This window comes from uncultured Flavobacterium sp. (assembly GCF_963925185.1).
Classification (GTDB): Bacteria; Bacteroidota; Bacteroidia; order Flavobacteriales; family Flavobacteriaceae; genus Flavobacterium.
In genome coordinates, this window is record NZ_CAWURC010000030.1 from 19,307 (window position 1) to 40,560 (window position 21,254).

General features: G+C 34.9%; 20 protein-coding genes and 1 pseudogene. 10 read left to right on the top strand and 11 right to left on the bottom strand.

Annotated features, from left to right (window positions below; genetic code table 11):
- The first annotated feature begins 100 nt into the window (after window positions 1-100).
- The 5 genes and pseudogenes from AABM59_RS06725 (at window position 101) to AABM59_RS06745 (ending at window position 3,937) form a co-directional block, all read left to right on the top strand.
- On the top strand, window positions 101-778 hold the full coding sequence (locus tag AABM59_RS06725) for an SDR family oxidoreductase (RefSeq protein ID WP_338408210.1): 678 nt from the start codon (window positions 101-103) through the stop codon (window positions 776-778).
- 25 nt (window positions 779-803) lie between these two features.
- A pseudogene (locus AABM59_RS06730) lies at window positions 804-1,156 on the top strand (four helix bundle protein).
- A 19-nt stretch (window positions 1,157-1,175) separates the two neighbouring features.
- Window positions 1,176-1,775: a SprT-like domain-containing protein gene (locus tag AABM59_RS06735; protein ID WP_338408211.1), complete on the top strand. Its 600-nt coding sequence runs from the start codon at window positions 1,176-1,178 to the stop codon at window positions 1,773-1,775.
- Between the two features lie 137 nt (window positions 1,776-1,912).
- Window positions 1,913-2,974: a mannose-1-phosphate guanylyltransferase gene (locus tag AABM59_RS06740; protein WP_338408212.1), complete on the top strand. Its 1,062-nt coding sequence runs from the start codon at window positions 1,913-1,915 to the stop codon at window positions 2,972-2,974.
- Window positions 2,975-3,010: 36 nt separating this feature from the next.
- The gene (locus AABM59_RS06745) at window positions 3,011-3,937 is read left to right on the top strand and encodes an EamA family transporter (protein WP_338408213.1); all 927 of its coding nucleotides are present in this window, start codon (window positions 3,011-3,013) and stop codon (window positions 3,935-3,937) included.
- On the opposite strand, the gene AABM59_RS06750 is transcribed toward AABM59_RS06745, so the two are convergent.
- From AABM59_RS06750 to gcvP, 7 genes are all read right to left on the bottom strand, one after another.
- Complete coding sequence (locus AABM59_RS06750; protein WP_338408214.1) at window positions 3,934-4,695, bottom strand: ATP-binding cassette domain-containing protein; 762 nt, start codon at window positions 4,693-4,695, stop codon at window positions 3,934-3,936. The genes AABM59_RS06745 and AABM59_RS06750 overlap by 4 nt on opposite strands.
- Complete coding sequence (locus AABM59_RS06755; protein ID WP_338408215.1) at window positions 4,692-5,441, bottom strand: ABC transporter permease; 750 nt, start codon at window positions 5,439-5,441, stop codon at window positions 4,692-4,694. The genes AABM59_RS06750 and AABM59_RS06755 overlap by 4 nt, the downstream gene beginning before the upstream one ends.
- A 114-nt stretch (window positions 5,442-5,555) precedes the next feature.
- On the bottom strand, window positions 5,556-6,404 hold the full coding sequence (locus tag AABM59_RS06760) for a glycosyltransferase family 2 protein (RefSeq protein WP_338408216.1): 849 nt from the start codon (window positions 6,402-6,404) through the stop codon (window positions 5,556-5,558).
- A 62-nt stretch (window positions 6,405-6,466) separates the two neighbouring features.
- A complete protein-coding gene (locus AABM59_RS06765) occupies window positions 6,467-6,991 on the bottom strand; it encodes a methyltransferase (protein ID WP_338408217.1) in 525 nt (174 codons plus the stop codon).
- Between the two features lie 95 nt (window positions 6,992-7,086).
- Window positions 7,087-8,145: a ketoacyl-ACP synthase III gene (locus AABM59_RS06770; RefSeq protein ID WP_338408218.1), complete on the bottom strand. Its 1,059-nt coding sequence runs from the start codon at window positions 8,143-8,145 to the stop codon at window positions 7,087-7,089.
- Window positions 8,146-8,284: 139 nt separating this feature from the next.
- Window positions 8,285-8,647 carry a group III truncated hemoglobin gene (locus tag AABM59_RS06775; RefSeq protein WP_338408219.1) on the bottom strand — a complete coding sequence of 121 codons (363 nt, stop codon included), beginning with the start codon at window positions 8,645-8,647 and terminating at the stop codon, window positions 8,285-8,287.
- Window positions 8,648-8,697: 50 nt separating this feature from the next.
- Window positions 8,698-11,547, bottom strand: a complete 2,850-nt coding sequence (gene gcvP, locus AABM59_RS06780) for an aminomethyl-transferring glycine dehydrogenase (RefSeq protein ID WP_338408220.1) — start codon at window positions 11,545-11,547, stop codon at window positions 8,698-8,700.
- A gap of 136 nt (window positions 11,548-11,683) precedes the next feature.
- Here gcvP and AABM59_RS06785 point away from each other — a divergent pair, with 136 nt between their 5' ends.
- Window positions 11,684-12,523: a hypothetical protein gene (locus AABM59_RS06785; protein WP_338408221.1), complete on the top strand. Its 840-nt coding sequence runs from the start codon at window positions 11,684-11,686 to the stop codon at window positions 12,521-12,523.
- A 34-nt stretch (window positions 12,524-12,557) separates the two neighbouring features.
- Here AABM59_RS06785 and AABM59_RS06790 read toward each other — a convergent pair whose 3' ends face one another.
- The 3 genes from AABM59_RS06790 to AABM59_RS06800 form a co-directional block, all read right to left on the bottom strand.
- Window positions 12,558-14,603, bottom strand: coding sequence for a M3 family metallopeptidase (locus AABM59_RS06790; protein ID WP_338408222.1), 2,046 nt, complete (start codon window positions 14,601-14,603; stop codon window positions 12,558-12,560).
- A gap of 127 nt (window positions 14,604-14,730) precedes the next feature.
- Complete coding sequence (purE, locus tag AABM59_RS06795; RefSeq protein WP_338408223.1) at window positions 14,731-15,213, bottom strand: 5-(carboxyamino)imidazole ribonucleotide mutase; 483 nt, start codon at window positions 15,211-15,213, stop codon at window positions 14,731-14,733.
- Between the two features lie 50 nt (window positions 15,214-15,263).
- Window positions 15,264-16,421, bottom strand: a complete 1,158-nt coding sequence (locus AABM59_RS06800) for a 5-(carboxyamino)imidazole ribonucleotide synthase (RefSeq protein WP_338408224.1) — start codon at window positions 16,419-16,421, stop codon at window positions 15,264-15,266.
- Window positions 16,422-16,644: 223 nt separating this feature from the next.
- Between AABM59_RS06800 and hpt the strand changes: the two genes are divergently transcribed.
- The 4 genes from hpt (at window position 16,645) to obgE (ending at window position 20,155) form a co-directional block, all read left to right on the top strand.
- The gene (hpt, locus tag AABM59_RS06805) at window positions 16,645-17,175 is read left to right on the top strand and encodes a hypoxanthine phosphoribosyltransferase (RefSeq protein WP_338408225.1); all 531 of its coding nucleotides are present in this window, start codon (window positions 16,645-16,647) and stop codon (window positions 17,173-17,175) included.
- A 26-nt stretch (window positions 17,176-17,201) separates the two neighbouring features.
- The gene (locus AABM59_RS06810; RefSeq protein WP_338408226.1) at window positions 17,202-17,774 is read left to right on the top strand and encodes an adenylate kinase; all 573 of its coding nucleotides are present in this window, start codon (window positions 17,202-17,204) and stop codon (window positions 17,772-17,774) included.
- Window positions 17,775-17,799: 25 nt separating this feature from the next.
- Window positions 17,800-19,074 carry a hemolysin family protein gene (locus AABM59_RS06815; RefSeq protein ID WP_338408227.1) on the top strand — a complete coding sequence of 425 codons (1,275 nt, stop codon included), beginning with the start codon at window positions 17,800-17,802 and terminating at the stop codon, window positions 19,072-19,074.
- 79 nt (window positions 19,075-19,153) lie between these two features.
- Entirely contained in the window at window positions 19,154-20,155 is a 1,002-nt protein-coding gene (obgE, locus tag AABM59_RS06820) for a GTPase ObgE (protein ID WP_338408228.1), read from the top strand.
- A gap of 73 nt (window positions 20,156-20,228) precedes the next feature.
- On the opposite strand, the gene AABM59_RS06825 is transcribed toward obgE, so the two are convergent.
- Window positions 20,229-21,221 (bottom strand): glycosyltransferase family protein, encoded by a 993-nt coding sequence (locus AABM59_RS06825; protein WP_338408229.1) that lies wholly within the window; start codon window positions 21,219-21,221, stop codon window positions 20,229-20,231.
- Between the last annotated feature and the right edge of the window lie 33 nt (window positions 21,222-21,254).

Consider the following 21,254-nt stretch of genomic DNA (forward strand, 5'->3'; position numbering starts at 1 on the left):
AACAAAATTATGAAAAAAAACAGAATTCAGAATATTATAATTAAAGAATCACTTTAACGAAACATCGATTTTTTTAAAGTTTTTTTCTTATTTTCGCTAGATGAAAAACATCATTATCACAGGAACTTCAAGAGGTATTGGTTACGAACTGGCTTTGCAGTTTGCAAAAACCGGTGACAATGTCTTGGCTGTTTCCAGAAAAACGCCTCAAGCACTTATTGAAAACCCAAATGTTACGTGCCTTTCGGTCGATTTGTCCGATGAAAACGAAATGCAAAAGGTTGAGAATTTCCTTTCCCATTCTTGGAAAAAAGTAGATATCATTATTCATAATGCAGGAAGTTTGTTATTGAAACCCTTTTCAGAAACATCGCAAGAAGATTTTGAAAATATTTATAAAGTCAATGTTTTTGGTGTGGCCAATTTGACCCGTGCTTGTTTGCCTTATTTGCAAAAAGGGAGTCACGTGGTTACCATAAGTTCTATGGGAGGAATCCAAGGAAGTCTAAAATTTGGGGGGCTTTCAGCATACAGTTCTAGTAAGGGAGCCGTAATTACTTTGTCAGAATTATTGGCCGAAGAATACAAAGAAAAAGGAATTGCATTTAATGTATTGGCGCTTGGAGCAGTACAAACCGAGATGTTAGAGGAAGCTTTTCCGGGCTATGAAGCGTCAATTACTGCAAAAGAAATGGCCGATTATATTTTTGATTTTGCCTTGACAGGGAATAAATATTACAACGGAAAAGTGTTGCAGGTTTCATCGACAAATCCTTAGAGTTATAAATTATGAATTATAAGTTATGAGTGAAAGTATTATCAAGAAGAAAAGTTTTGAGTTAGCGATAGGAGGAGTTAATTTTTATAAATTTTTGATTTCTGAAAAGAAAGAGTTTGTTATGAGTAAACAGTTTTTGCGCTCCATTACTTCTGTTGGAGCAAATGTTCGTGAAGCTATAAATGCTCAAAGCAAAGCCGATTTACACATAAATTATCTATTTCACAAAAAGAATGTGATGAAACGATGTATTGGTTAGAACTATTAAAAGAAACGAATTATATTTCTGAAACAGAATTTAATTCTATTCATCAACAAAGTAATGAAGTATTGAAAATAATAAGAAGTATAATAATTACCTCTAAGAAAAACTCATAATTTATAACTCATAACTATCTTGAGCGAAACCCTTTCAAAATATTTACCCGAACACGCCGTGAAACCAGTTTTCGAATTGATCGTGGTCAATCAAGTGCATCTAAAAATCGTAAATGAACGCGTGACTCGGCATGGAGATTATCGAAAAGGATTGAGTGGTAAACATGAGATAACGGTCAATGCAAGTTTGAATAAATACAAATTTTTGATTACGCTGGTTCACGAAATTTCACATTTGGTTGCCTTTGAGAAATTCGGCCGCAATATCAAGCCTCATGGAAGTGAGTGGAAATATTCCTTTCAAAGATTGATGGTTCCGTTTATTCGCCCGGAGATTTTCCCGCATCATTTATTGCCATTATTGGCACGGCATTTCAAAAACCCCTCTGCTAGTAGCGACACTGATGCAACTTTATCCCTAGCACTCAAACAATTTGACATACAAAACGATAAAAACCATATCTTTGAAATTCCTTACGGAAGTGTTTTTAGGATTCATAACGGAAAGATTTTTAAGAAGGGAGCCTTAAGAACTAAACGTTTCGAATGCTTGGAAATATGTTCCGGAAAAACGTATCTTTTTAATCCAAATGCCGAGGTGGAAATAATTCCCGGTTAATGTTGTTTTTCGATAGCAATAGAAGATTCAAAGAAAGAAAACGGCATTCTAAAATATCTAATCTTTTTTTCATATAATAAATACATTTACATCATTAATAAAAAAACAGATTAGTTTAGAACATTGAAACTAAAAAAATGAATAAAAATTATTACGCAATATTAATGGCTGGTGGTGTTGGTTCACGATTTTGGCCGGTAAGCACTGCTGAATTTCCAAAACAATTTCACGATATGTTGGGTGCGGGTGACACCCTAATCCAAAAAACTTTTAGTCGATTGTCTAAAATTATTCCGGTCGAAAACATTCTGATTTTAACCAACGAGAAATACAATTCGATTGTTTTAGAACAATTACCAATGGTGAAACAAGAGCAAGTCCTGCTCGAACCGGCAATGCGAAATACTGCGCCTTGTATTTTATACGCTTCACTAAAAATTCAAAAACAAAATCCCAACGCGGTTATGGTTGTAGCGCCAAGCGATCATTGGATAGAAGATGAAAATGCTTTTTCCGAAAATTTGCAACAATGTTTTGATTTTTGTTCCAAAGAAAATGCGTTGATGACTCTCGGGATCCAACCAACATTTCCAAACACGGGTTTCGGTTATATTGAATATAATAAAACGGATACTAATTCTGTAAAAAAAGTGTCGCAATTTCGCGAAAAACCCGATTATCAAACGGCAAAATCTTTCCTTAATAGTGGAAATTTTTTGTGGAACGGGGGAATTTTTATTTGGAGTGTGAAAGCAATCACCGAAGCTTTTGAGAAATTTCAGCCAAGAATGAGTGGCTTGTTTATTAAAGGATTTGAAAGCTACAACACGGCTGAAGAAAAATCTTTTATCGAAGAAAACTACGCATTGGCCGAAAACATATCCATTGATTATGCTGTGATGGAAAAGGCCAAGAACGTCTATGTTCTTCCTGCTACTTTCGACTGGAATGATTTAGGTACTTGGGGTTCTTTGCACGAAAAATTAGATAAAGATGAAAATAATAATGCAGTGGTAAATGCTACGGTTTTATTGCAAAATGCTACGAGTAATATTATCAGTACATCCAAAGATAAGCTGGTAATTATTGATGGACTTGAAGATTATATTATTGTTGACAAGGACAATGTTTTGTTAATTTACCCTAAAAGTAAAGAGCAGGAAATAAAAGGAATTGTTTCTAAGATAAAATTGTTTTAAAACTTGTTCAAAATCTTAATTCAACGATAAAATTCAGTGCCAAAAAAAGAAAATAAACCCTTAATTTATCTAGCTTTTGCTGCTATTTACATCATTTGGGGAAGTACGTATTACTTCATTTTTTTGGGATTAGAAACAATTCCTCCTTTTATGTTGATGGGTTTTCGATTCGTAGTGTCAGGGTTAGTATTGCTTGGTCCGCTCAAAAAGCAAGGGAATTTGATTTGGCCACAACGAAACGACATTTTGAAAAATTCTATATACGGAACACTTTTGCTTGTTGGCGGAACAGGTTCTATAATGTGGGCAGAACAATTTGTTGCCTCAGGAATAGTGTCGATTGTGTTTTGTATTTTGCCGTTTTGGTTTCTGATACTAGATTTCCCAAAATGGAAAGAAAATTTCTCCAATGTTACCACGTTAATGGGATTAATCATTGGTTTTTCGGGAGTATTTATACTTTTCGAAGGAAATAACTCTATTGTTTCGGAACATTTCGTATTGGGAATTGCCACTGTTACAATTGGGGGGATATTATGGACATTAGGCTCCTTGTTTTCAAGATACTATCCCACAACCTTGTCTACTTTGATGAATGTTTCTTTACAATTTATTTCTGCGGGAATTATTTGTTTAGGAATCTCCTATTTTATGGGGGAAATGAAAGATTTTCAAGTTGGCAATGTATCTTTATTATCTTGGCTAAGCACCGCCTATCTTGCTATTTTTGGAATTTTAGCTTTTGGGGCTTATATGTGGTTGATCACTAAGCGTCCATTAATTCAAGTTGGAACTTACGTGTATGTAAATCCAGTAATTGCAATTCTCTTAGGTTGGATGTTTGCCAATGAAACTATAAATACAAAGCAACTATTGGCCTTATTCATAATTTTATTTGGGGTAGTTTTAATAAATTGGACAGGATATAAAACAAAAATATTAAATAGAAAACCAGTTAATTAGACTTTTAGGTATGTTTCTCTAACTTTTTTGAATAAATTTGAGGAATACACAAAGTCGACAATAGCTTGATTGTCGGTTCTAAAAATATCTTCTTTGGCACCTTCCCATTCTTTAAAACCATTCTTTAAAAAAATTATTTTATCTCCAATTTCCATTACTGAGTTCATGTCGTGGGTATTAATAACGGTCGTGATATTGTATTCATTGGTTATTTCTTCGATAAGATTATCAATCAAAATGGCTGTATTTGGATCTAGACCAGAATTGGGTTCGTCGCAAAATAAATATTTTGGTTTATTTACTATAGCACGAGCAATGGCTACCCGTTTTTGCATTCCACCTGAAATTTCCGACGGTAATTTGTTGTGTGCATCAACTAGATTGACTCTTTTTAGAGCAAAATCAACCCGTTTCTGAATTTTTGAATTGTCATCGTTGGTAAACATTTTCAATGGAAAACCCACATTTTCAGCTACTGTCATCGAATCAAACAAAGCACTTCCTTGGAAAACCATTCCTATTTCTGTTCGTAACGCTCTTTTCTCATCTTCTTTAAGTTCAGAATATATTCTGCCGTCAAATGAAATTGTTCCTACATCTAGTGTATGAATTCCCAGTAGACTTTTTAGCAAGACCGTTTTGCCAGAACCACTTTGTCCAATAACCAAGTTTGCCTTTCCAGTATCAAAAATAGCCGAAACACCTTTAAGAACTTTGCTGCCTCCAAATGATTTTTCTGCGTTTTTTATTTCTATCATGAGCCTAGTAACATATGGGTTATTATATAATTTATTAAAATAATAGTCACTGATGTCCAAACAAATGAAACTGTACTTGCTTTTCCTACTTCGAGTGCGCCGCCTTTCATATAATAACCATGGAAAGAGGGAATTGTTGCCAATAACATGGCAAATATCAATGTTTTAATAAAAGCATAAGTAATATGAAATGGGTTAAATTCCATTTGTGCACCATTGATAAATTCAATACTCGATGTGAAACCTCCATAAACTGCCGCCATCCAGCCCCCAAGAATTCCTAAAAACATGCTTATTCCTATTAAAAAAGGGTAAAGGAGCAGGGCGATAATTTTTGGAAAAACAAGATAATTAAGCGAATTTACTCCCATAACTTCCAAAGCATCTATTTGCTCTGTAACACGCATTGTTCCTATACTCGAGGTAATAAACGAACCCATTTTTCCAGCCATAATAATGGAGATAAAAGTTGGGGCAAACTCTAATATTACGGATTGTCGCGTCGCAAACCCAATGAGGTATTTTGGAATTAATGGATTGTTAAGATTAAGTGCTGTTTGAATTGAAACAACGCCTCCAACAAAAAAGGAAATGAAAGCCACAATTCCAAGTGATCCAATAATTAAGTCGTCAATTTCTTTGTAGATAAGATTTTTCATCACAGGCCATTTTGTCTGTTTGTTGAAAATTTCTTTCCACATCAAAAAATATTTTCCTATCTGTGACAAATAGCGAAGAAGCATCATTTTTTTAGTGTTCAGTTTACAATTTGCAATATTCAGTAAAGAATACTAGTATGCAAAAATACTCTATTTTGTTGGAATTTTAGATTTTGTTTTTAATTACAGCGAGACGAAATATTAAAATAATTTCTCTTTCATTTTCTGTAAACGATAATTTCTGATGAATTTGGCTTGTTCCTTGGTAACCAACAAAGGAGTTCGTGCCGATTTAGCCTTCAAAAAACCTTGAATATAATCCAAAAAGAGAAAAGGTTTCTTTTTCATCATCGCCAATTTAGCAGAAGCTATTGCTGTTATAAAAAATCCATACCCCAAGGTGTAAAAAGCTTCTCCTTGTTTGTAACGGGCGGTTTTATTGTAATTGGCACCTGTTGGTTTCAGATGTTTTACTTTCAAACTTTCATCGGTAACCACTTTCCAACCATAAAATTTACACAGTAATTCATCAACGGTATCCCAACCCATTGCTGGTTTCAAGTTTCCTATTTGTTCGAAACATTCTTTTCGGTAAGCTTTAAAAGCGCCACGAATATGATCTTTATCAGTAAGATTTTCCAGAATCCAATCGCCTTTTTTCTCGATGTAGGCAAATCCGCCAGCCATTCCCACTTTTAGATCTTCTTCGAAAATAGATGCAATTCGTTCAAAATAATTGCTGGGCAAAATTAAATCGGCATCCAGTTTTACAATGATGTCATAGTCATTATCTAAGGTTTCAAATCCTTTATGAAAAGCTTGAATCACTTTGCTTCCTGGCATATGAATGGCTTCGGAAGTTTTGTTTACTAAAGTAAGGAATGAATTTTCTTTGGAGAAAGCTAAGACTATTTCGGCAGTTTTATCGTTGGAATTGTCATTCACAATCACTACTTTTTTTGGCAGGAACGTTTGCGAAATCAAGGATTGCAATGTTAATGCAATGAATGCTTCTTCGTTATGTGCGGGGATGACGATGTAGAAATTCATTAAATTTTTTTTACTCTTTTTTTTTTAATCTTTGTCAATGTTCTAAACTTCGACAAAGCTATTTATTTTATTTTTTCGGCGTAAACAATATAATATCTTGGTGTAATTAACCTTAAAAATGGGCGAAAACCAATTTTCTTTACGGGATGGGTAAATTGCGATCTGTCGATTATTTTCCAACCTGTTTTTTCTAAAAGCCAATCCAATTGCCAATCTTCAAATTCGTGATAATGTCTGTCCCACATATCTATTTTGCTTCGATAAGCTGGAGAAAACCACAATCTTAAAGGAATTGAAATAAGTAATTTATCAGATTTTACATTTTCTAATATGGTGTAGGGATTTAATAAATGTTCAAATATTTCAAAAGCGGTAAAAACAGTGTAGTTTTCGTTTTGCAATGCGGTTTGATTGTTGTCAATGTCTTCTCCTGTAGTATTTTTTACAGTGTATCCGTTTCCAACCATTATTTTAGAAAAAGGATTTTCCACGCCTAAATCCAAGATGATTTCGGTTGTGGAAATGTGTTTTTTTAGAAATTCTAAAGTGCGGTTGAATCGTTTATTTGGAAAAGTTTTCTCGTACATATTGGTTTTTTAGCCCCGATAGCAGTGGAAATCCTTTTTGAGGTTTTTGCCGAAAAAAGATTGAAACGGATAGCGGGAAATTGCTTCAAATGAAATTAATATCTATAAACAAAGGCGTTAATATTCATCCCTGCTCCAACGGATGCGAAAATAACAACGTCTCCTTTGTGGATTTCTTGATTTTCTATTTTTCCTTGAATCAATAAATCCAGAAGAGTAGGAACGGTCGCCACGCTGCTGTTTCCAAGTTCGTGAATGCTCATTGGCATAATGTCTTTAGGTACAGATTTGTCGTATAATTTGTAAAAACGATGAATTATTGCTTCATCCATTTTTTCGTTAGCTTGATGAATCAGGATTTTTTTCACGTCATTAATGTCTAATCCGCTTTGGTCTAAGCAACTTTTCATTGCTGCTGGAACTTGGCTTAAAGCAAATTCATATATTTTTCGACCATACATTTTTATGTAGCGAACATCTTCGTCTAAATCTGGGCTGTATGATTTTCCAAAGAATAAATAACCAGCTTCCTCATAAGCAAAAGTGGCACTTTCGTAGGCCAACATTCCGGTTTCATCATCGGAAGCTTCGATTATTGTTGCTCCTGCTCCGTCAGAATAAATCATTGAATCCCTGTCGTGTGGGTCAATTATTCTCGAAAGAGTTTCAGAACCAATTACCAAACATCGTTTTGCCATTCCGGATTTTATGTAAGCATTTGCTTGAAGCACGCCTTCTATCCAACCAGGACATCCAAAAATAATATCGTAGGCTACGCATTTAGGGTTTTTTATTTGGAGTTTTTGTTTAACGCGAGCGGCTAAACTAGGAACTAGATCTGATTGACTTGTTCCATATTTGATATCGCCGAAATTGTGTGCAAAAATAATATAGTCGATGGTATCAGGATCGATTCCTGCATTTTCAATTGCTTTTTCAGAAGCTAAAAAAGCCAAGTCTGACGAACATTGATCAGGTGCGGCATATCGTCTTTTTTCGATTCCGGTTATGCTTTTAAATTTTTCTATGATTGTCTCATTGGGAGAGCCAAATAGACTGCCATCTTCATTTAAAAAGATGTGTTTGTCAAAATCAGTATTGGCAACAATTGTTTCGGGAATGTAACTTCCTATTCCGGTTATTTTTATTTTCATTGGAAATAAATAAAAAATTTTTACACAAATTTAAATATAAAAAATGATTTTTTTATATAAAACATAATTTGCAAATATATAATTATAAAAGGCTGTATTTCTAATAAAAAACAGGCTTTTAGTGAAAATTGAATTTAATCTATAATTTAATCTTCATTACGGTTGCGATTGATAATGCTCTAGTTTTCATTTTTTCAGCTATTAGACCAGCAAAGTTTTTGTCAATCGTTTTATTAAAATAGTGGAGCCAAATGGAAAAATGTTCTTCCGAGAGTCTTGTTTTTTGATTTAGATCGGTGTGAATCTGGAGCACATTTTTTCTATATTTTCCCGTATCAAAAAGGATTTGTTCCCAGAAGTCGACCAATTCCAATAAATGGGGTGCCAAATCTATCTTTGCCACTTTGATAAAAATAAAGTTTATTTTACTGTCAGCCAGTAATTTTAGATAAAACTCGCTCATTAATAGATGCAAATCTTCTCGTGATTGAATGTCTCTCAATGTTTTTATTTAAAAAATGTCTTAATTTCTCGAGACATTTAAGTGGAGTGTTATTCTTCCATATAGGCTTCAATTGGGGCACAACTGCAAACTAAATTCCTATCTCCATATGCATCATCTGCTCTACGAACCGTTGGCCAGAATTTATTTTCTGCAATATATTCCAATGGAAAAGCGGCTTGCTCTCTGGTATAAGGAAAATTCCAAACATCGGCAGTTAGCATTCTTAATGTATGTGGCGCATTTTTCAAAACGGTATCATGATCTTCCAAAGTGCTTGCTTCAATTTCTTTTCTGATAGCAATCATCGCCTCGCAGAAACGGTCTAATTCTTCCAAGTTTTCACTTTCGGTTGGTTCAATCATCAATGTTCCAGCCACAGGAAATGAAACCGTAGGTGCGTGGAAACCATAATCCATCAAACGTTTGGCAATATCAGTTACTTCAATTCCTTTTTGTTTGAAAGGGCGACATTCTAATATCATTTCGTGAGCTGCACGTCCCATTTCGCCAGAATACAAAGTATCATAATAACCGTTTAAACGCTCTTTAATATAATTGGCATTTAGAATCGCATATTTTGTAGCATTTGTAACTCCTTCTGCACCTAACATTGAAATATATCCATAAGAAATCAAACACACTAAAGCTGATCCCCAAGGCGCTGCAGAAATGGCAGTAATTGCATTTTCTCCTCCAGTACAAATTAATGGATTCGATGGTAAAAATGGAACTAATTGTGGTGCAACACAAATTGGACCTACACCAGGACCTCCACCACCGTGAGGAATTGCGAAAGTTTTATGTAAATTCAAGTGGCAAACGTCTGCTCCAATTGTTGCTGGATTTGTCAAACCTACTTGCGCATTCATATTGGCACCGTCCATATAAACTTGCCCGCCATTATTGTGAATTAATTGCGTAATTTCTCTAATAGCACTTTCAAAAACACCATGAGTAGATGGATAAGTTACCATTAAACAAGAAAGATTGTCTTTGTGAAGAATTGCTTTTTCACGCAAATCGTCCACGTCAATATTTCCGTTTTCTAATGTTTTAGTAACAATAACTTTCATTCCTGCCATGGCCGCCGAAGCTGGATTTGTTCCATGTGCCGACGATGGAATTAAAGCGATATTTCTGTGATGATCTCCACGAGATTGATGGTACGCACGAATAACCATAAGTCCAGCATATTCTCCTTGAGCTCCCGAATTAGGTTGTAAAGTTGTACCTGCAAAACCAGTAATCACATTTAATTGTTGTTCCAATTTTCGTAACATTTCTTGGTATCCTTGTGCTTGATCTAATGGTGCAAAAGGGTGAATATTGTTCCATTGTGGATTGCTTAAAGGCAACATTTCTGCTGCTGCATTCAGCTTCATAGTACACGAACCTAAGGAAATCATTGAGTGATTCAATGATAAATCTTTTCGCTCCAGCATTTTTATGTAACGCATTAAAGCTGTTTCTGAATGGTATTTATTAAAAACATCGTATTGTAAGAAAGTTGAAGTTCTTTCTAAATTTGAAGGAAAATGAATGGTTTCTGATAACTTCACAATTGTGGTTGCCTGCGTATCTTTTGCAGAAGCGAAAATTGAAATAATTTTATTCAAATCGGCAATACTTGTAGTTTCATTCAATGAAATTGAAATCGTATTGTCATCAATATAATAAAAATTGACTTCGTTTTGTTCTGCTATGGAGCGTACTTTTTTGGCATCAGCCTTAATGACAATAGTGTCAAAGAAAGCAGTATTAGTTTGTTGTAATCCTAATTTTTCTAATTCGTTTGCCAAAGTCGCTGTCAAAGCATGAATTTTATTGGCAATATATTGCAGGCCTTTTGGGCCGTGGAAAACAGCATACATTCCTGCCATTACCGATAATAAAACTTGTGCCGTGCAAATATTAGAAGTTGCTTTGTCGCGTTTAATATGTTGTTCTCGAGTTTGCAATGCCATCCGAAGTGCACGATTTCCATCCGTGTCAACAGTCACGCCAATAATTCTTCCCGGCATGCTTCTTTTGTATTCGTCTTTAGTCGCAAAATAGGCAGCGTGAGGACCACCGTAACCTAGCGGAATTCCAAAACGTTGCGTGGTTCCTAAAACTACATCGGCGCCCATTTCTCCTGGGGGTGTTAATTTTACTAAGCTCAAAATGTCCGCTGCAACGGCAACTTTTATCTCGTTTTCTTTTGCTTTAGCAATAAATCCTGCGTAATCGCTAACCTGTCCAAATTTTCCCGGATATTGAAGAATGGCACCATAAAAATCAGATGAAAAATCGAACTTTTCGTGGTTTCCAATCACTAATTTTACCCCGATTGGAGCAGAACGTGTTTGTAAAACGGATAACGTTTGAGGTAAAATTTCTTCAGAAACGAAGAATTTACAAATATTATTTTTCTTTTGGTCACGGGAACGAACATCAAATAATAACGCCATAGCTTCAGCCGCAGCAGTAGCTTCGTCTAATAATGAAGCATTGGCGATTTCCATTCCAGTTAATTCAATAACCATCGTTTGGAAATTCAAAATGGCTTCTAAACGACCTTGTGCAATTTCCGCTTGATATGGCGTGTAAGCTGTGTACCAACCTGGATTTTCAAAAATATTTCTTTGAATTACAGCAGGGACAATGGCTTGATTGTATCCCAAACCAATGTAGGATTGGAACATTTTATTTTTATTTCCCAACGCAGCAATATGATTTGAAAATTCATATTCAGTCATTGCCGGCTCTAAATCTAAGCCATTTTTTAAGCGAATGTCATTTGGAATGGTTTCAGAAATTAATTGGCCCAGCGTTGCTGCTCCAATTGTTTTTAACATAATTTGAAGATCATTTTCTCTTGGCCCAATGTGTCTTAAAGCAAAAGCATCTGTTTTCATGTAGTAATAAAAGTGTTGTTTTTTTGAAGCGCAAATTTATGGATTATTATCAGAAAAAAGAGGTCCTAAGCAATTGATTTTTAGTAATTTTTCAACCAAAACGTATTTTTATTAACAGTTTTGTTATTTTTGTTCAATGAAATTTTTTAAAGAAGCATTCAATTTTTATATTGACAGCAGTATTCACGTGGCATTATCTTGTTTTGCACTAGTTCGTGTGACTCAACAAATGTTTCAAATTTCTCCTGATGAAACACTGGCCTATTTTGGTTTTTTTGGAACTATTGTAGGTTATAATTTTGTAAAATATGACGGCTTAGTTCGAGCTAATAAATTACAATTGCGAAGCAGCTTAAGAGCCATCATTTTTTTTAGTTTTTTTTCTTTTTTTGCTGTTGGATTTTACTTTTTTCACTTGCAACGTATTACGCAAATTATTGCTGTTGCTTTTTTGGTTCTTACCTTATTATACACGCTCCCCTTTTTTCCAAATAAAAAAAACGCCCGAAATTGGGCTGGTGTAAAAATTTACATTGTAGCTTTATGTTGGGTTGGAGTAACTCTGGTATTGCCCATTGTGGATGCCGGAATTTCAATAACTTCCGATTTTTACTTAAAATGTGTCCAACGGTTTATTCTCGTTTTTGTGTTGATACTCATATTTGAAATCATTGATTTGGCGAATGATGATCCTCATTTAAAAACTGTTCCACAACAAATAGGAGTGAAGCGGACTAAATTTCTTGGATATGTTTTATTGATTATTTTTTGTGGATTGGAAATTTCCAATAGCAACACCGATTTCAATATTAATTTTCAATCTTCTGTATTGCAATTGATATTGATTTTTGTGGTTGCCAATGTAATAGGTCTATTTCTGTTTTTTGTCAATGAAAAACGCTCCAAGTATTACACTTCTTTTTGGGTCGAAAGCGTGCCGATATTTTGGTGGATTTTATTGCTTTTCATCCAATAAAAAAACCGAAGCATTGCTGCCTTCGGTTTATGATTTACAACAACCCCGCTCGTTTCAATAATGCTTCCGGCTTTGGTTCTTGTCCTCTAAAGCGTTTGTACAAAATCATTGGATGTTCGGTTCCGCCTCTTGAAAGTACATTTTCCTTGAATTTTGTCGCTACCTCCTTGTTGAAAATCCCCTTTTCTTGAAAATATTCGAAAGCATCTGCATCCAGAACTTCCGCCCATTTATAACTATAATATCCAGAAGAATAGCCTCCCTGAAAAATGTGCGAAAAAGCAGTACTCATTGCGTTTTCTTTCACGGCAGGATACAATTGCGTGGCTGTAAATTGCTCTGTCTCGAATGCTTTAATATCGGTAATATTTGAAGGGTCTTGACCGTGCCAGCTCATATCTAGTAATCCAAAACTCAATTGGCGCATTGTGGCCATTCCTTCCTGAAAACTAGCACTTTCCTTGATTTTGTGCACTAATTCCATCGGAATCATTTCGCCAGTTTTGTAATGATAAGCGAACAAAGCCAAAGCTTCGGGCTCGTAACACCAGTTTTCCATAATCTGGCTTGGCAATTCCACAAAATCCCAATAAACCGATGTTCCAGATAAACTTGGATAAGTGGTATTGGCTAATATTCCGTGTAAAGCATGGCCAAATTCGTGAAACAAGGTCGTCACTTCGTTGAATGTTAAAAGGGAAGGTTTAGCTTCCGTATTCTCAGAAGATACAATTGGAGGAGTAAAATTACATACGTTAGAAATATGGGGTCTTTCGTTTACGCCTTTTTTTATGTATTGTGATTTGAAAGAGGTCATCCAAGCCCCGTTGCGTTTCCCTTTTCTTGGAAAAAAATCGGTATAGAAAACAGCTACTAATTCGTCATCTTCATCTTTTACTTCGAAGGTTTTTACGTCTTGGTGGTATTTGTCAATCTCGATAATTTCCTCAAATGTGATTCCATATAGTTTTTGTGCGACTGCAAAAGCGCCATCTAAAACTTTCTCCAATTGGAAATACGGTTTTAATATTTCATCATCCAAACGGAATAATTGTTGTTTTAATTTCTCTGAATAATACGCACCGTCCCATTTTTCTAATTGGTCAATTCCGTCCAATTTCTTTGCGAAAGCGGTTAATTGAGCAAATTCTCGTTCGGCTGCGGGTTTGGCTTTGGCCAATAAATCATTCGAAAAAGAAATTACTTTTTCTGGAGTTTCAGCCATTCTTTCTTCCAAAACAAAATGGGCGTGCGTGGCATAACCCAAAACTTGCGCTCTGTCGAAACGCAATTTTGCAATTTTTAAAACTATTTCCTGATTGTCGAATTCGTTGTTCTGAAAAGCTCTTGCGCCAAAGGCAATGGCCATTTTTTTACGCAATTCGCGATTATCGGCATAGGTCACAAACGGAAGGTAACTGGGATGATCCAAAGTGAAAATCCAGCCATCTTTTTCTAGGTTTTTCGCCAAAGAACGTGCAGCTTCTAGAGTTCCTTCCGGCAAACCAGCCAAATCATTTTCGTTAGTAATATGCAATTTGAAAGCTTGAGTTTCAGCTAAAACATTTTCGCCAAACTGCAAACTCAATTTCGATAATTCTTTGTCGATTTCTCGTAATAGCACCTTTTTATTATCCGATAAATTGGCTCCATTCCTAGAAAAACTTTTGTATTTTTTATCTAAAAGCCTAGTTTGCTCCGTGTTAAGTTTTAATTTGTCTCGTTTTTCGTACACTGCTTTTACTCTTGCAAACAAATCGCCATTTAGTCGAACATCATTCCCGAATTCAGACAATAATGGAGAAACTTCCTGGGCAATTTTTTGCATTTCGTCGCTCGTTTCTGCCGAATTTAGGTTAAAAAAAATACTTGAAATCCTATCCAAAACAGCACCGCTGAAAGCCAAAGCTTCAATTGTGTTTTCGAAAGTGGGTTTGAGGGGGTTTCTAATAATAGCATCGATTTCGTTTTTGGCTAATTCGATTCCTCTTTGGAAAGCAGGAATAAAATCTGCGTTTTTAATTTTTGAAAAAGGCGCAGTATTGTATTTTGTATTGAAATGGTTTGTCAAGACACTCATTGGGTTTGTTTTTTTTTGCAAGGTTTTTGAAACCCTGTAGTTTATTTTTAATTTTAAACCATTAAGAAATGAAGCAAATTAAGTTGTAACTCTTAATGAACCTTAATTTCTTAATTGTGTAGTCGATTTATTTTTTTATACTTTCAGAAGCAATAATAACAGCTTCTTTCAATCCTGTTTTGTATAAGATGATTTTATCCAAAACGCATTTGTCTGATGTTCCGATGATTTGTGCCGCTAAAATCCCAGCATTTTTTGCTCCGTTTAAAGCAACAGTTGCTACAGGAACACCACCTGGCATTTGCAAAATAGATAAAACACTATCCCAGCCATCAATAGAATTGCTTGATTTTATGGGAACGCCAATCACTGGAAGTGGTGACATTGAGGCGACCATTCCTGGCAAATGTGCCGCTCCACCAGCACCAGCGATTACTACAGAAATTCCGCGAGTATGGGCACTTTTGCTAAAATCAAACAATTTTTCGGGTGTTCTGTGCGCCGAAACAATATCAACTTCTATTTCGATATCAAAACCTTTTAGGATGTCGATTGCTTCTTGCATTACGGGCATATCAGATATGCTTCCCATTATTACGGCTACTTTCATTTTGTTTAAAATTTAAAGTTTAAAGTTGCAAAACTGCGACTGAACACTGATTACTGAACACTGATTACTCTTATTGTATTCTTAACATCTTCTGCAATTTTTCTAGCTTTATTGATATCTTCATTCACTATCGTGACGTGACCCATTTTTCGAAAAGGGCGTGTTTGTTTTTTTCCGTAAATGTGTGGTGTAACACCATTCCAGGATATAATTTCCTCTATTTTTTCGTAAATTACATCACCTGAAAATCCTTCTTCGCCTACTAAATTTACCATAATTCCAGCAACTTTGCTATTGGTATTTCCAAGAGGTAAATCAAGAATAGCTCGCAAATGATTTTCAAATTGAGATGTATAACTAGCTTCAATGGAATAATGCCCAGAATTGTGAGGTCTTGGCGCAACTTCATTTATCAATATTTCATCATCGTAAGTTTGGAACATTTCAACTGCCAAAAGTCCCACATGGTTGAATTTTTCGGAAACATCCAAGGCAATTGCTCTAGCTTTTGCGGCTACTTTGTCGTCAATTCGTGCCGGACAAATCACGTATTCCACTTGGTTTGCTTCGGGATGAAATTCCATTTCTACAACTGGATACGTTTTGATTTCTCCAGAAGGGCTTCGGCAAACGATAACAGCTAATTCGTTTTTGAATTTGATCATTTCTTCAGCGATACACTCTACGTTGGGCAAATTATCTAAATCTTCAAGTTTCCTTATAATTTTGACTCCGGTTCCATCATATCCAAATTGGGTGCATTTCCATACAAAAGGGAATTTTAATTTGGAGTCGATAATTTGAACCACCATTTTTTTTAAATTATCAAACCTTTTATAATCAGATGTTGGAATGTTGTTTTTTTTATAAAAGTCTTTCTGGACACCCTTATTTTGAATCAATTTCAAGGTTTTTGGAGAAGGAAAAATTTTTTTACCTTCGTTTTCTAATTTTTCTAATGCTTCGATATTGACTAATTCTATTTCGAAAGTCAAAACATCGACTTGTTTCCCAAAAGTATAAACGGTGTGGAAATCCATTAAATCACCTTGAAAGAATTTATTACAAGCTATTTTACAAGGCGCTTCGTCGCTCGGATCGAGAACGTAGGTTTGAATGTCGAATTTTCGAGTGTCAAATAACAGCATTTTGCCAAGTTGCCCGCCACCGAGAATCCCCAATTTAAAATCGGAAGAAAAATAGTTCATTGTTTTGTTGTTTGTTATAGGCAAAGATACTTCATAAAGGTTGAATTGAAAAATGCTAATTGAGTTTCTTCTAAATATCATTAAAGTCCTTAAATAATAGCTGCTTTAATCTCTTTTTTTGATGTTGTTTTCTTCAAGGTTTAAATATATTTTAAGTCCAAATTCGGTTTTTTTAAACGTATAGAAATACCTATCTTTGCCAATTATTTTAAAATTAAAAAAAGTGATACAATTACACGATAAAAATTTTGTTCCATTTATTTCTGCCCAAGAAATAGATTTTGCCATTGCAAAATTAGCCGCACTCATAGAGGATGATTTTGCTGATGAAACACCAATATTTATAGGTGTTTTGAACGGTGCCTTTATGGTAGTTTCTGATTTTATGAAACATTACAAATCTTCTTGTGAAGTGAGTTTTATAAAGATGGCTTCGTACGAAGGAATTACTTCAACAAATGACGTTAAACAATTGATAGGTTTGGATCAGGATTTAACTGGACGAACTGTTGTGGTTATTGAAGACATCGTTGATACAGGAAACACTTTGGTGGCTTTAAAAGAATTATTTAAGAAACAAAACGTGAAGCATTTTAAGATTGCTACTTTGTTTTTTAAACCCGAAGCATACAAACAACAAATTAAAATAGATTATATTGGAATCAGAATTCCAAATAAATTTATTGTTGGTTTTGGATTGGATTACAATGGATTGGGAAGAAATTTGCCGGAAATATATCAATTAAGCGAATAACACAACTACAACTTATAACTACAAAAATGATTAACATTGTTTTATTTGGGAAACCTGGTGCAGGAAAAGGAACTCAGGCCGAATTTTTGAAAGAAAGATACAATTTGACCCATCTTTCTACTGGCGACATATTTAGATTCAACATAAAAAATGAAACAGAATTAGGGAAATTAGCCAAAAGCTATATGGACAATGGCGATTTAGTTCCTGATCAAGTGACAATCAAAATACTTGAAGATACAGTAAATAAAAATCCGAATACAAAAGGGTTTTTGTTTGATGGTTTTCCGAGAACTTTGGCCCAAGCCGAAGCTTTGGATGCTTTTCTTTCCACCAAAAATTGGGAAGTTGCTGCAACAATTGCACTTGAGGCCGATGACGAAATTCTGATCCAACGACTATTAGAAAGAGGTAAGACTTCTGGAAGACCAGACGATCAAGATCAAGTAAAAATAAGGAATCGGTACCAAGAATACAATGAAAAAACGGCTCCTTTAATGGAGTATTACAATAAACAAAACAAATTTTATCCTGTAAATGGGATTGGTACAATTGCCGAAATTACAGAACGACTTAGTGCTGTAGTCGAAAGATTATAAAAGGAAATTCGTTTCTAATACAATTATGGAAATTCTAATCATATTTTTTCTAATTCTCTTGAATGGTGTTTTTTCTATGTCAGAAATTGCACTGATTTCGGCTAGGAAAAGTCGATTGGAAAGTTCAGCTAAAAAAGGCAACAAAAACGCCCAAGTTGCTTTGAATTTAGCTAATTCACCCAATAAATTTTTGTCGACAGTTCAAATTGGAATAACTCTCATCGGGATACTTACAGGTATATACAGTGGCGAAAAAATAACCACAGATGTAGAAATTTTTATTAGCGCTTTTGAAGTGTTAAAACCATTTTCTCATTCAATTGCTGTTGCGATAGTGGTAGTGATTTTGACATTTTTTTCTTTGGTTTTGGGGGAATTATTACCCAAAAGAATTGGGTTAAATCATCCAGAATCTATTGCGAAAGCTGTTGCTTTGCCTATGAAAATGGTATCGATTATCACGGCACCATTTATTTGGTTGTTGATGCATTCAACAGATTTTTTATTAGACATTCTAAAAATAAAACCCACTGCTGACGGCAAAGTTACCGAGGAAGAAATTAAAGCAATTATCAAGGAAGGAACCGAAGTAGGTGAAGTTCAGGAGATAGAGCAGGATATTGTGGAGCGTGTTTTTCATATTGGAGACCGAAAAATAAACTCCTTAATGACGCATCGAAAATCGGTGATATTGTTGCCCCTGCATTCAAATAAAAGTCAAGTTAGGGAATTCATGCTTAAAGAATTGCATTCGATTTATCCAGTTTATGCAGAAAATCACGATGATATTGTTGGGGTTGTCAATTTGAAAAATATTTTTGCCTATTTTGAAAATGAAACTTTCAATTTGTCCGATATTATGACAGAAGCGCCCTTTATGATGGAGCATACTACCGCATACAAGGCATTGGAGAAATTTAAAAAATCAGGAATTCATTATGCATTTGTTTCTGATGAGTATGGAATTTTTCAAGGAATTATAACCCTGAATGATATACTGGAAGCGTTGGTTGGCGATGCATCCGAATTTTACAAAGATGACTTTCATTTAATCGAAAGAGAAGATGGTACTTGGTTAGTTGACGGGCATTATTCGTTGCACGATTTTTTGACCTATTTTGAATTGGACGAGTTGATAAATGATTATGATGTGACAACGGTGAGTGGATTAATAACGACCGAGCTTTCTCACATTCCAAAAGAAGGAGAAAAATTAGTTTGGCAAAAATTTGAATTAGAAGTCATTGATATGGATGGCGTGAAGATTGATAAAGTGATGGTGAAAGCCTTGAAAAATTAAAAACAGGTAGCGGTTTTCAGGTTTCAGCTGCAGTTTTGCATTGAAATCTAAAATCTAAGATCTAAAATCTAAAATTAGAATGACAGAAGGAAATTTTGTAGACTACGTTAAAATATATGTTTCATCCGGAAAAGGAGGAAAGGGATCTACGCATTTACATAGAGAAAAATTTATTGAAAAGGGCGGTCCTGATGGAGGTGATGGCGGTCGTGGTGGGCACGTATATTTGGTTGGAAACAAAGGACTTTGGACCTTATTCCATCTTAAATTTGCACGTCATATCAAAGCCGGTCACGGTGGTGATGGGGGCGGTGACCGAAGTACAGGCGCAGATGGCGATGATAAATTTATCGAAGTTCCACTAGGAACAGTTGTTAAAGACAAAGAAACTGGAGAAACTTTATTCGAAATTACGGAAAACGGTGAAAAACAAATTCTTTCTCGTGGTGGAAAAGGAGGGCTTGGGAACTGGCATTTTAGGAGTTCTACAAATCAAACACCAAGGTATTCTCAGCCGGGTTTGCCTGGAGTAGAAATGGACGTTGTTTTAGAATTAAAGGTTTTGGCGGATGTTGGTTTAGTAGGTTTTCCAAATGCCGGAAAATCAACTTTATTATCGGTTTTGACTTCTGCTAAACCGAAGATTGCCGATTATCCGTTTACAACCTTAAAACCAAATCTTGGAATCGTAGCGTATCGTGATTTTCAATCCTTTGTAATTGCAGATATTCCAGGAATTATCGAAGGGGCTGCAGAGGGAAAAGGATTGGGACATTATTTCCTGAGACACATTGAGCGTAATTCTACTTTGTTATTTTTAGTTCCTGTTGACACTCCAGATATTAAAGCCGAATATGATATCCTTGTAAATGAATTAACGAAATACAATCCTGAAATGCTTGACAAAGAGCGTTTATTGGTGATTTCAAAATGCGATATGCTCGATGATGAACTCAAGGCGGAATTGAAGGTAGAATTAGATAAGGAATTTAAAGATATTCCTTATATGTTTATTTCATCTGTTGCTCAACAAGGTTTATCGGAGTTAAAAGACAAACTTTGGAAAATGCTGAATGATTAAATAGTGATATTTTATATACCAAAAAGGGTTCTAGAAATAGAACCCTTTTTTTGTACTTTTAAATGTATTGGAACTATTTATTATTGTAAGTATCAAATAAATACTGCAAGGTTTCATTAATGTTATTGGCTTGAATAGATGGCTTTTTCACTTCCGTATTCAGCCAATTTTCTATAATAAAGTCAAAGTTATCACCAACTTCATAAACCACCGGAACACCCAATTTTTTTAATGCGGCAGCGTTACATTCTTGTTCATAATGTTTGCGAATTGGAATACTGAGTATCTTTTTGCCAAGATATAATGCTTCGGCTGGAGTTTCAAATCCGCCACCCGTAATAATTCCATGACAGTTGATCAAGCTTTCATTAAAATCACTTTGATTTACTGGAAAATAGGTGATATTTCCAACTGTATATTTTGATTTTACATCATTCAAAAACCAATGAAATTCAATGTATTTGTGTTTTCCGAATGCTTTTTCTAGACAATCTTGTTGAAAAGAAGGTAGATAAACAGTGATGTGTTTTAAGTTTTTTGGATTTGAATTCAGTATTTCATCTTTGATAATTGGAGGATGAATAAAGGAATCGTATTTTTCAAAGTGCAATCCAATATGCTTCTCGGAAGGCGCATAATGTTTAAGAATCATTTCGCCCATAATACTCTTTTTTTCGGGCCTTGGAGTAGCATCTGAAACAAAACTGGCTTGATGTCCAAACTGTACAGAATGTATTTTTTGCACTTTACACGCAAGTGAAGTGATGGAGTCAAAATCGTTTATGACTACGTCATAATCTTTCAGTGGCAATGATTTTGCGTCCTTATACATTTGGATAGGCCGAACGTTTTTGGCAATATCCCAATAATTCAATCCTCCACATTTAGAGTAATGCAAACTGCAACCATAGCTTTTGAATTTTACAGGTAAATCAGCATTTAGACTGGCATTGTTGCCACTCAAAAAGAAATCTACTGTTCCAAATTTTTTTAAATAAGGAAACAATTGCATAGCTCTGCTAATGTGTCCGTTGCCGGTGGCTTGTATGGCGTAAAATATTTTCATTTTTTTTTGATTAACTGATAGCTACTTTTTTTA

What these genes read in the sequence shown, in the direction of transcription:
- AABM59_RS06800 (WP_338408224.1), bottom strand. Translation starts at nt 16,421, where the DNA reads ATGAACTATTTTTCTTCCGATTTTAAATTGGGGATTCTCGGTGGCGGG.
- AABM59_RS06750 (WP_338408214.1), bottom strand. Translation starts at nt 4,695, where the DNA reads ATGATAGAAATAAAAAACGCAGAAAAATCATTTGGAGGCAGCAAAGTT.
- AABM59_RS06765 (WP_338408217.1), bottom strand. Translation starts at nt 6,991, where the DNA reads ATGTACGAGAAAACTTTTCCAAATAAACGATTCAACCGCACTTTAGAA.
- obgE (WP_338408228.1), top strand. Translation starts at nt 19,154, where the DNA reads ATGACAGAAGGAAATTTTGTAGACTACGTTAAAATATATGTTTCATCC.
- AABM59_RS06760 (WP_338408216.1), bottom strand. Translation starts at nt 6,404, where the DNA reads ATGAATTTCTACATCGTCATCCCCGCACATAACGAAGAAGCATTCATT.
- AABM59_RS06740 (WP_338408212.1), top strand. Translation starts at nt 1,913, where the DNA reads ATGAATAAAAATTATTACGCAATATTAATGGCTGGTGGTGTTGGTTCA.
- AABM59_RS06785 (WP_338408221.1), top strand. Translation starts at nt 11,684, where the DNA reads ATGAAATTTTTTAAAGAAGCATTCAATTTTTATATTGACAGCAGTATT.
- AABM59_RS06810 (WP_338408226.1), top strand. Translation starts at nt 17,202, where the DNA reads ATGATTAACATTGTTTTATTTGGGAAACCTGGTGCAGGAAAAGGAACT.
- AABM59_RS06825 (WP_338408229.1), bottom strand. Translation starts at nt 21,221, where the DNA reads ATGAAAATATTTTACGCCATACAAGCCACCGGCAACGGACACATTAGC.
- AABM59_RS06725 (WP_338408210.1), top strand. Translation starts at nt 101, where the DNA reads ATGAAAAACATCATTATCACAGGAACTTCAAGAGGTATTGGTTACGAA.
- purE (WP_338408223.1), bottom strand. Translation starts at nt 15,213, where the DNA reads ATGAAAGTAGCCGTAATAATGGGAAGCATATCTGATATGCCCGTAATG.
- AABM59_RS06790 (WP_338408222.1), bottom strand. Translation starts at nt 14,603, where the DNA reads ATGAGTGTCTTGACAAACCATTTCAATACAAAATACAATACTGCGCCT.
- gcvP (WP_338408220.1), bottom strand. Translation starts at nt 11,547, where the DNA reads ATGAAAACAGATGCTTTTGCTTTAAGACACATTGGGCCAAGAGAAAAT.
- AABM59_RS06755 (WP_338408215.1), bottom strand. Translation starts at nt 5,441, where the DNA reads ATGATGCTTCTTCGCTATTTGTCACAGATAGGAAAATATTTTTTGATG.
- AABM59_RS06770 (WP_338408218.1), bottom strand. Translation starts at nt 8,145, where the DNA reads ATGAAAATAAAAATAACCGGAATAGGAAGTTACATTCCCGAAACAATT.
- AABM59_RS06815 (WP_338408227.1), top strand. Translation starts at nt 17,800, where the DNA reads ATGGAAATTCTAATCATATTTTTTCTAATTCTCTTGAATGGTGTTTTT.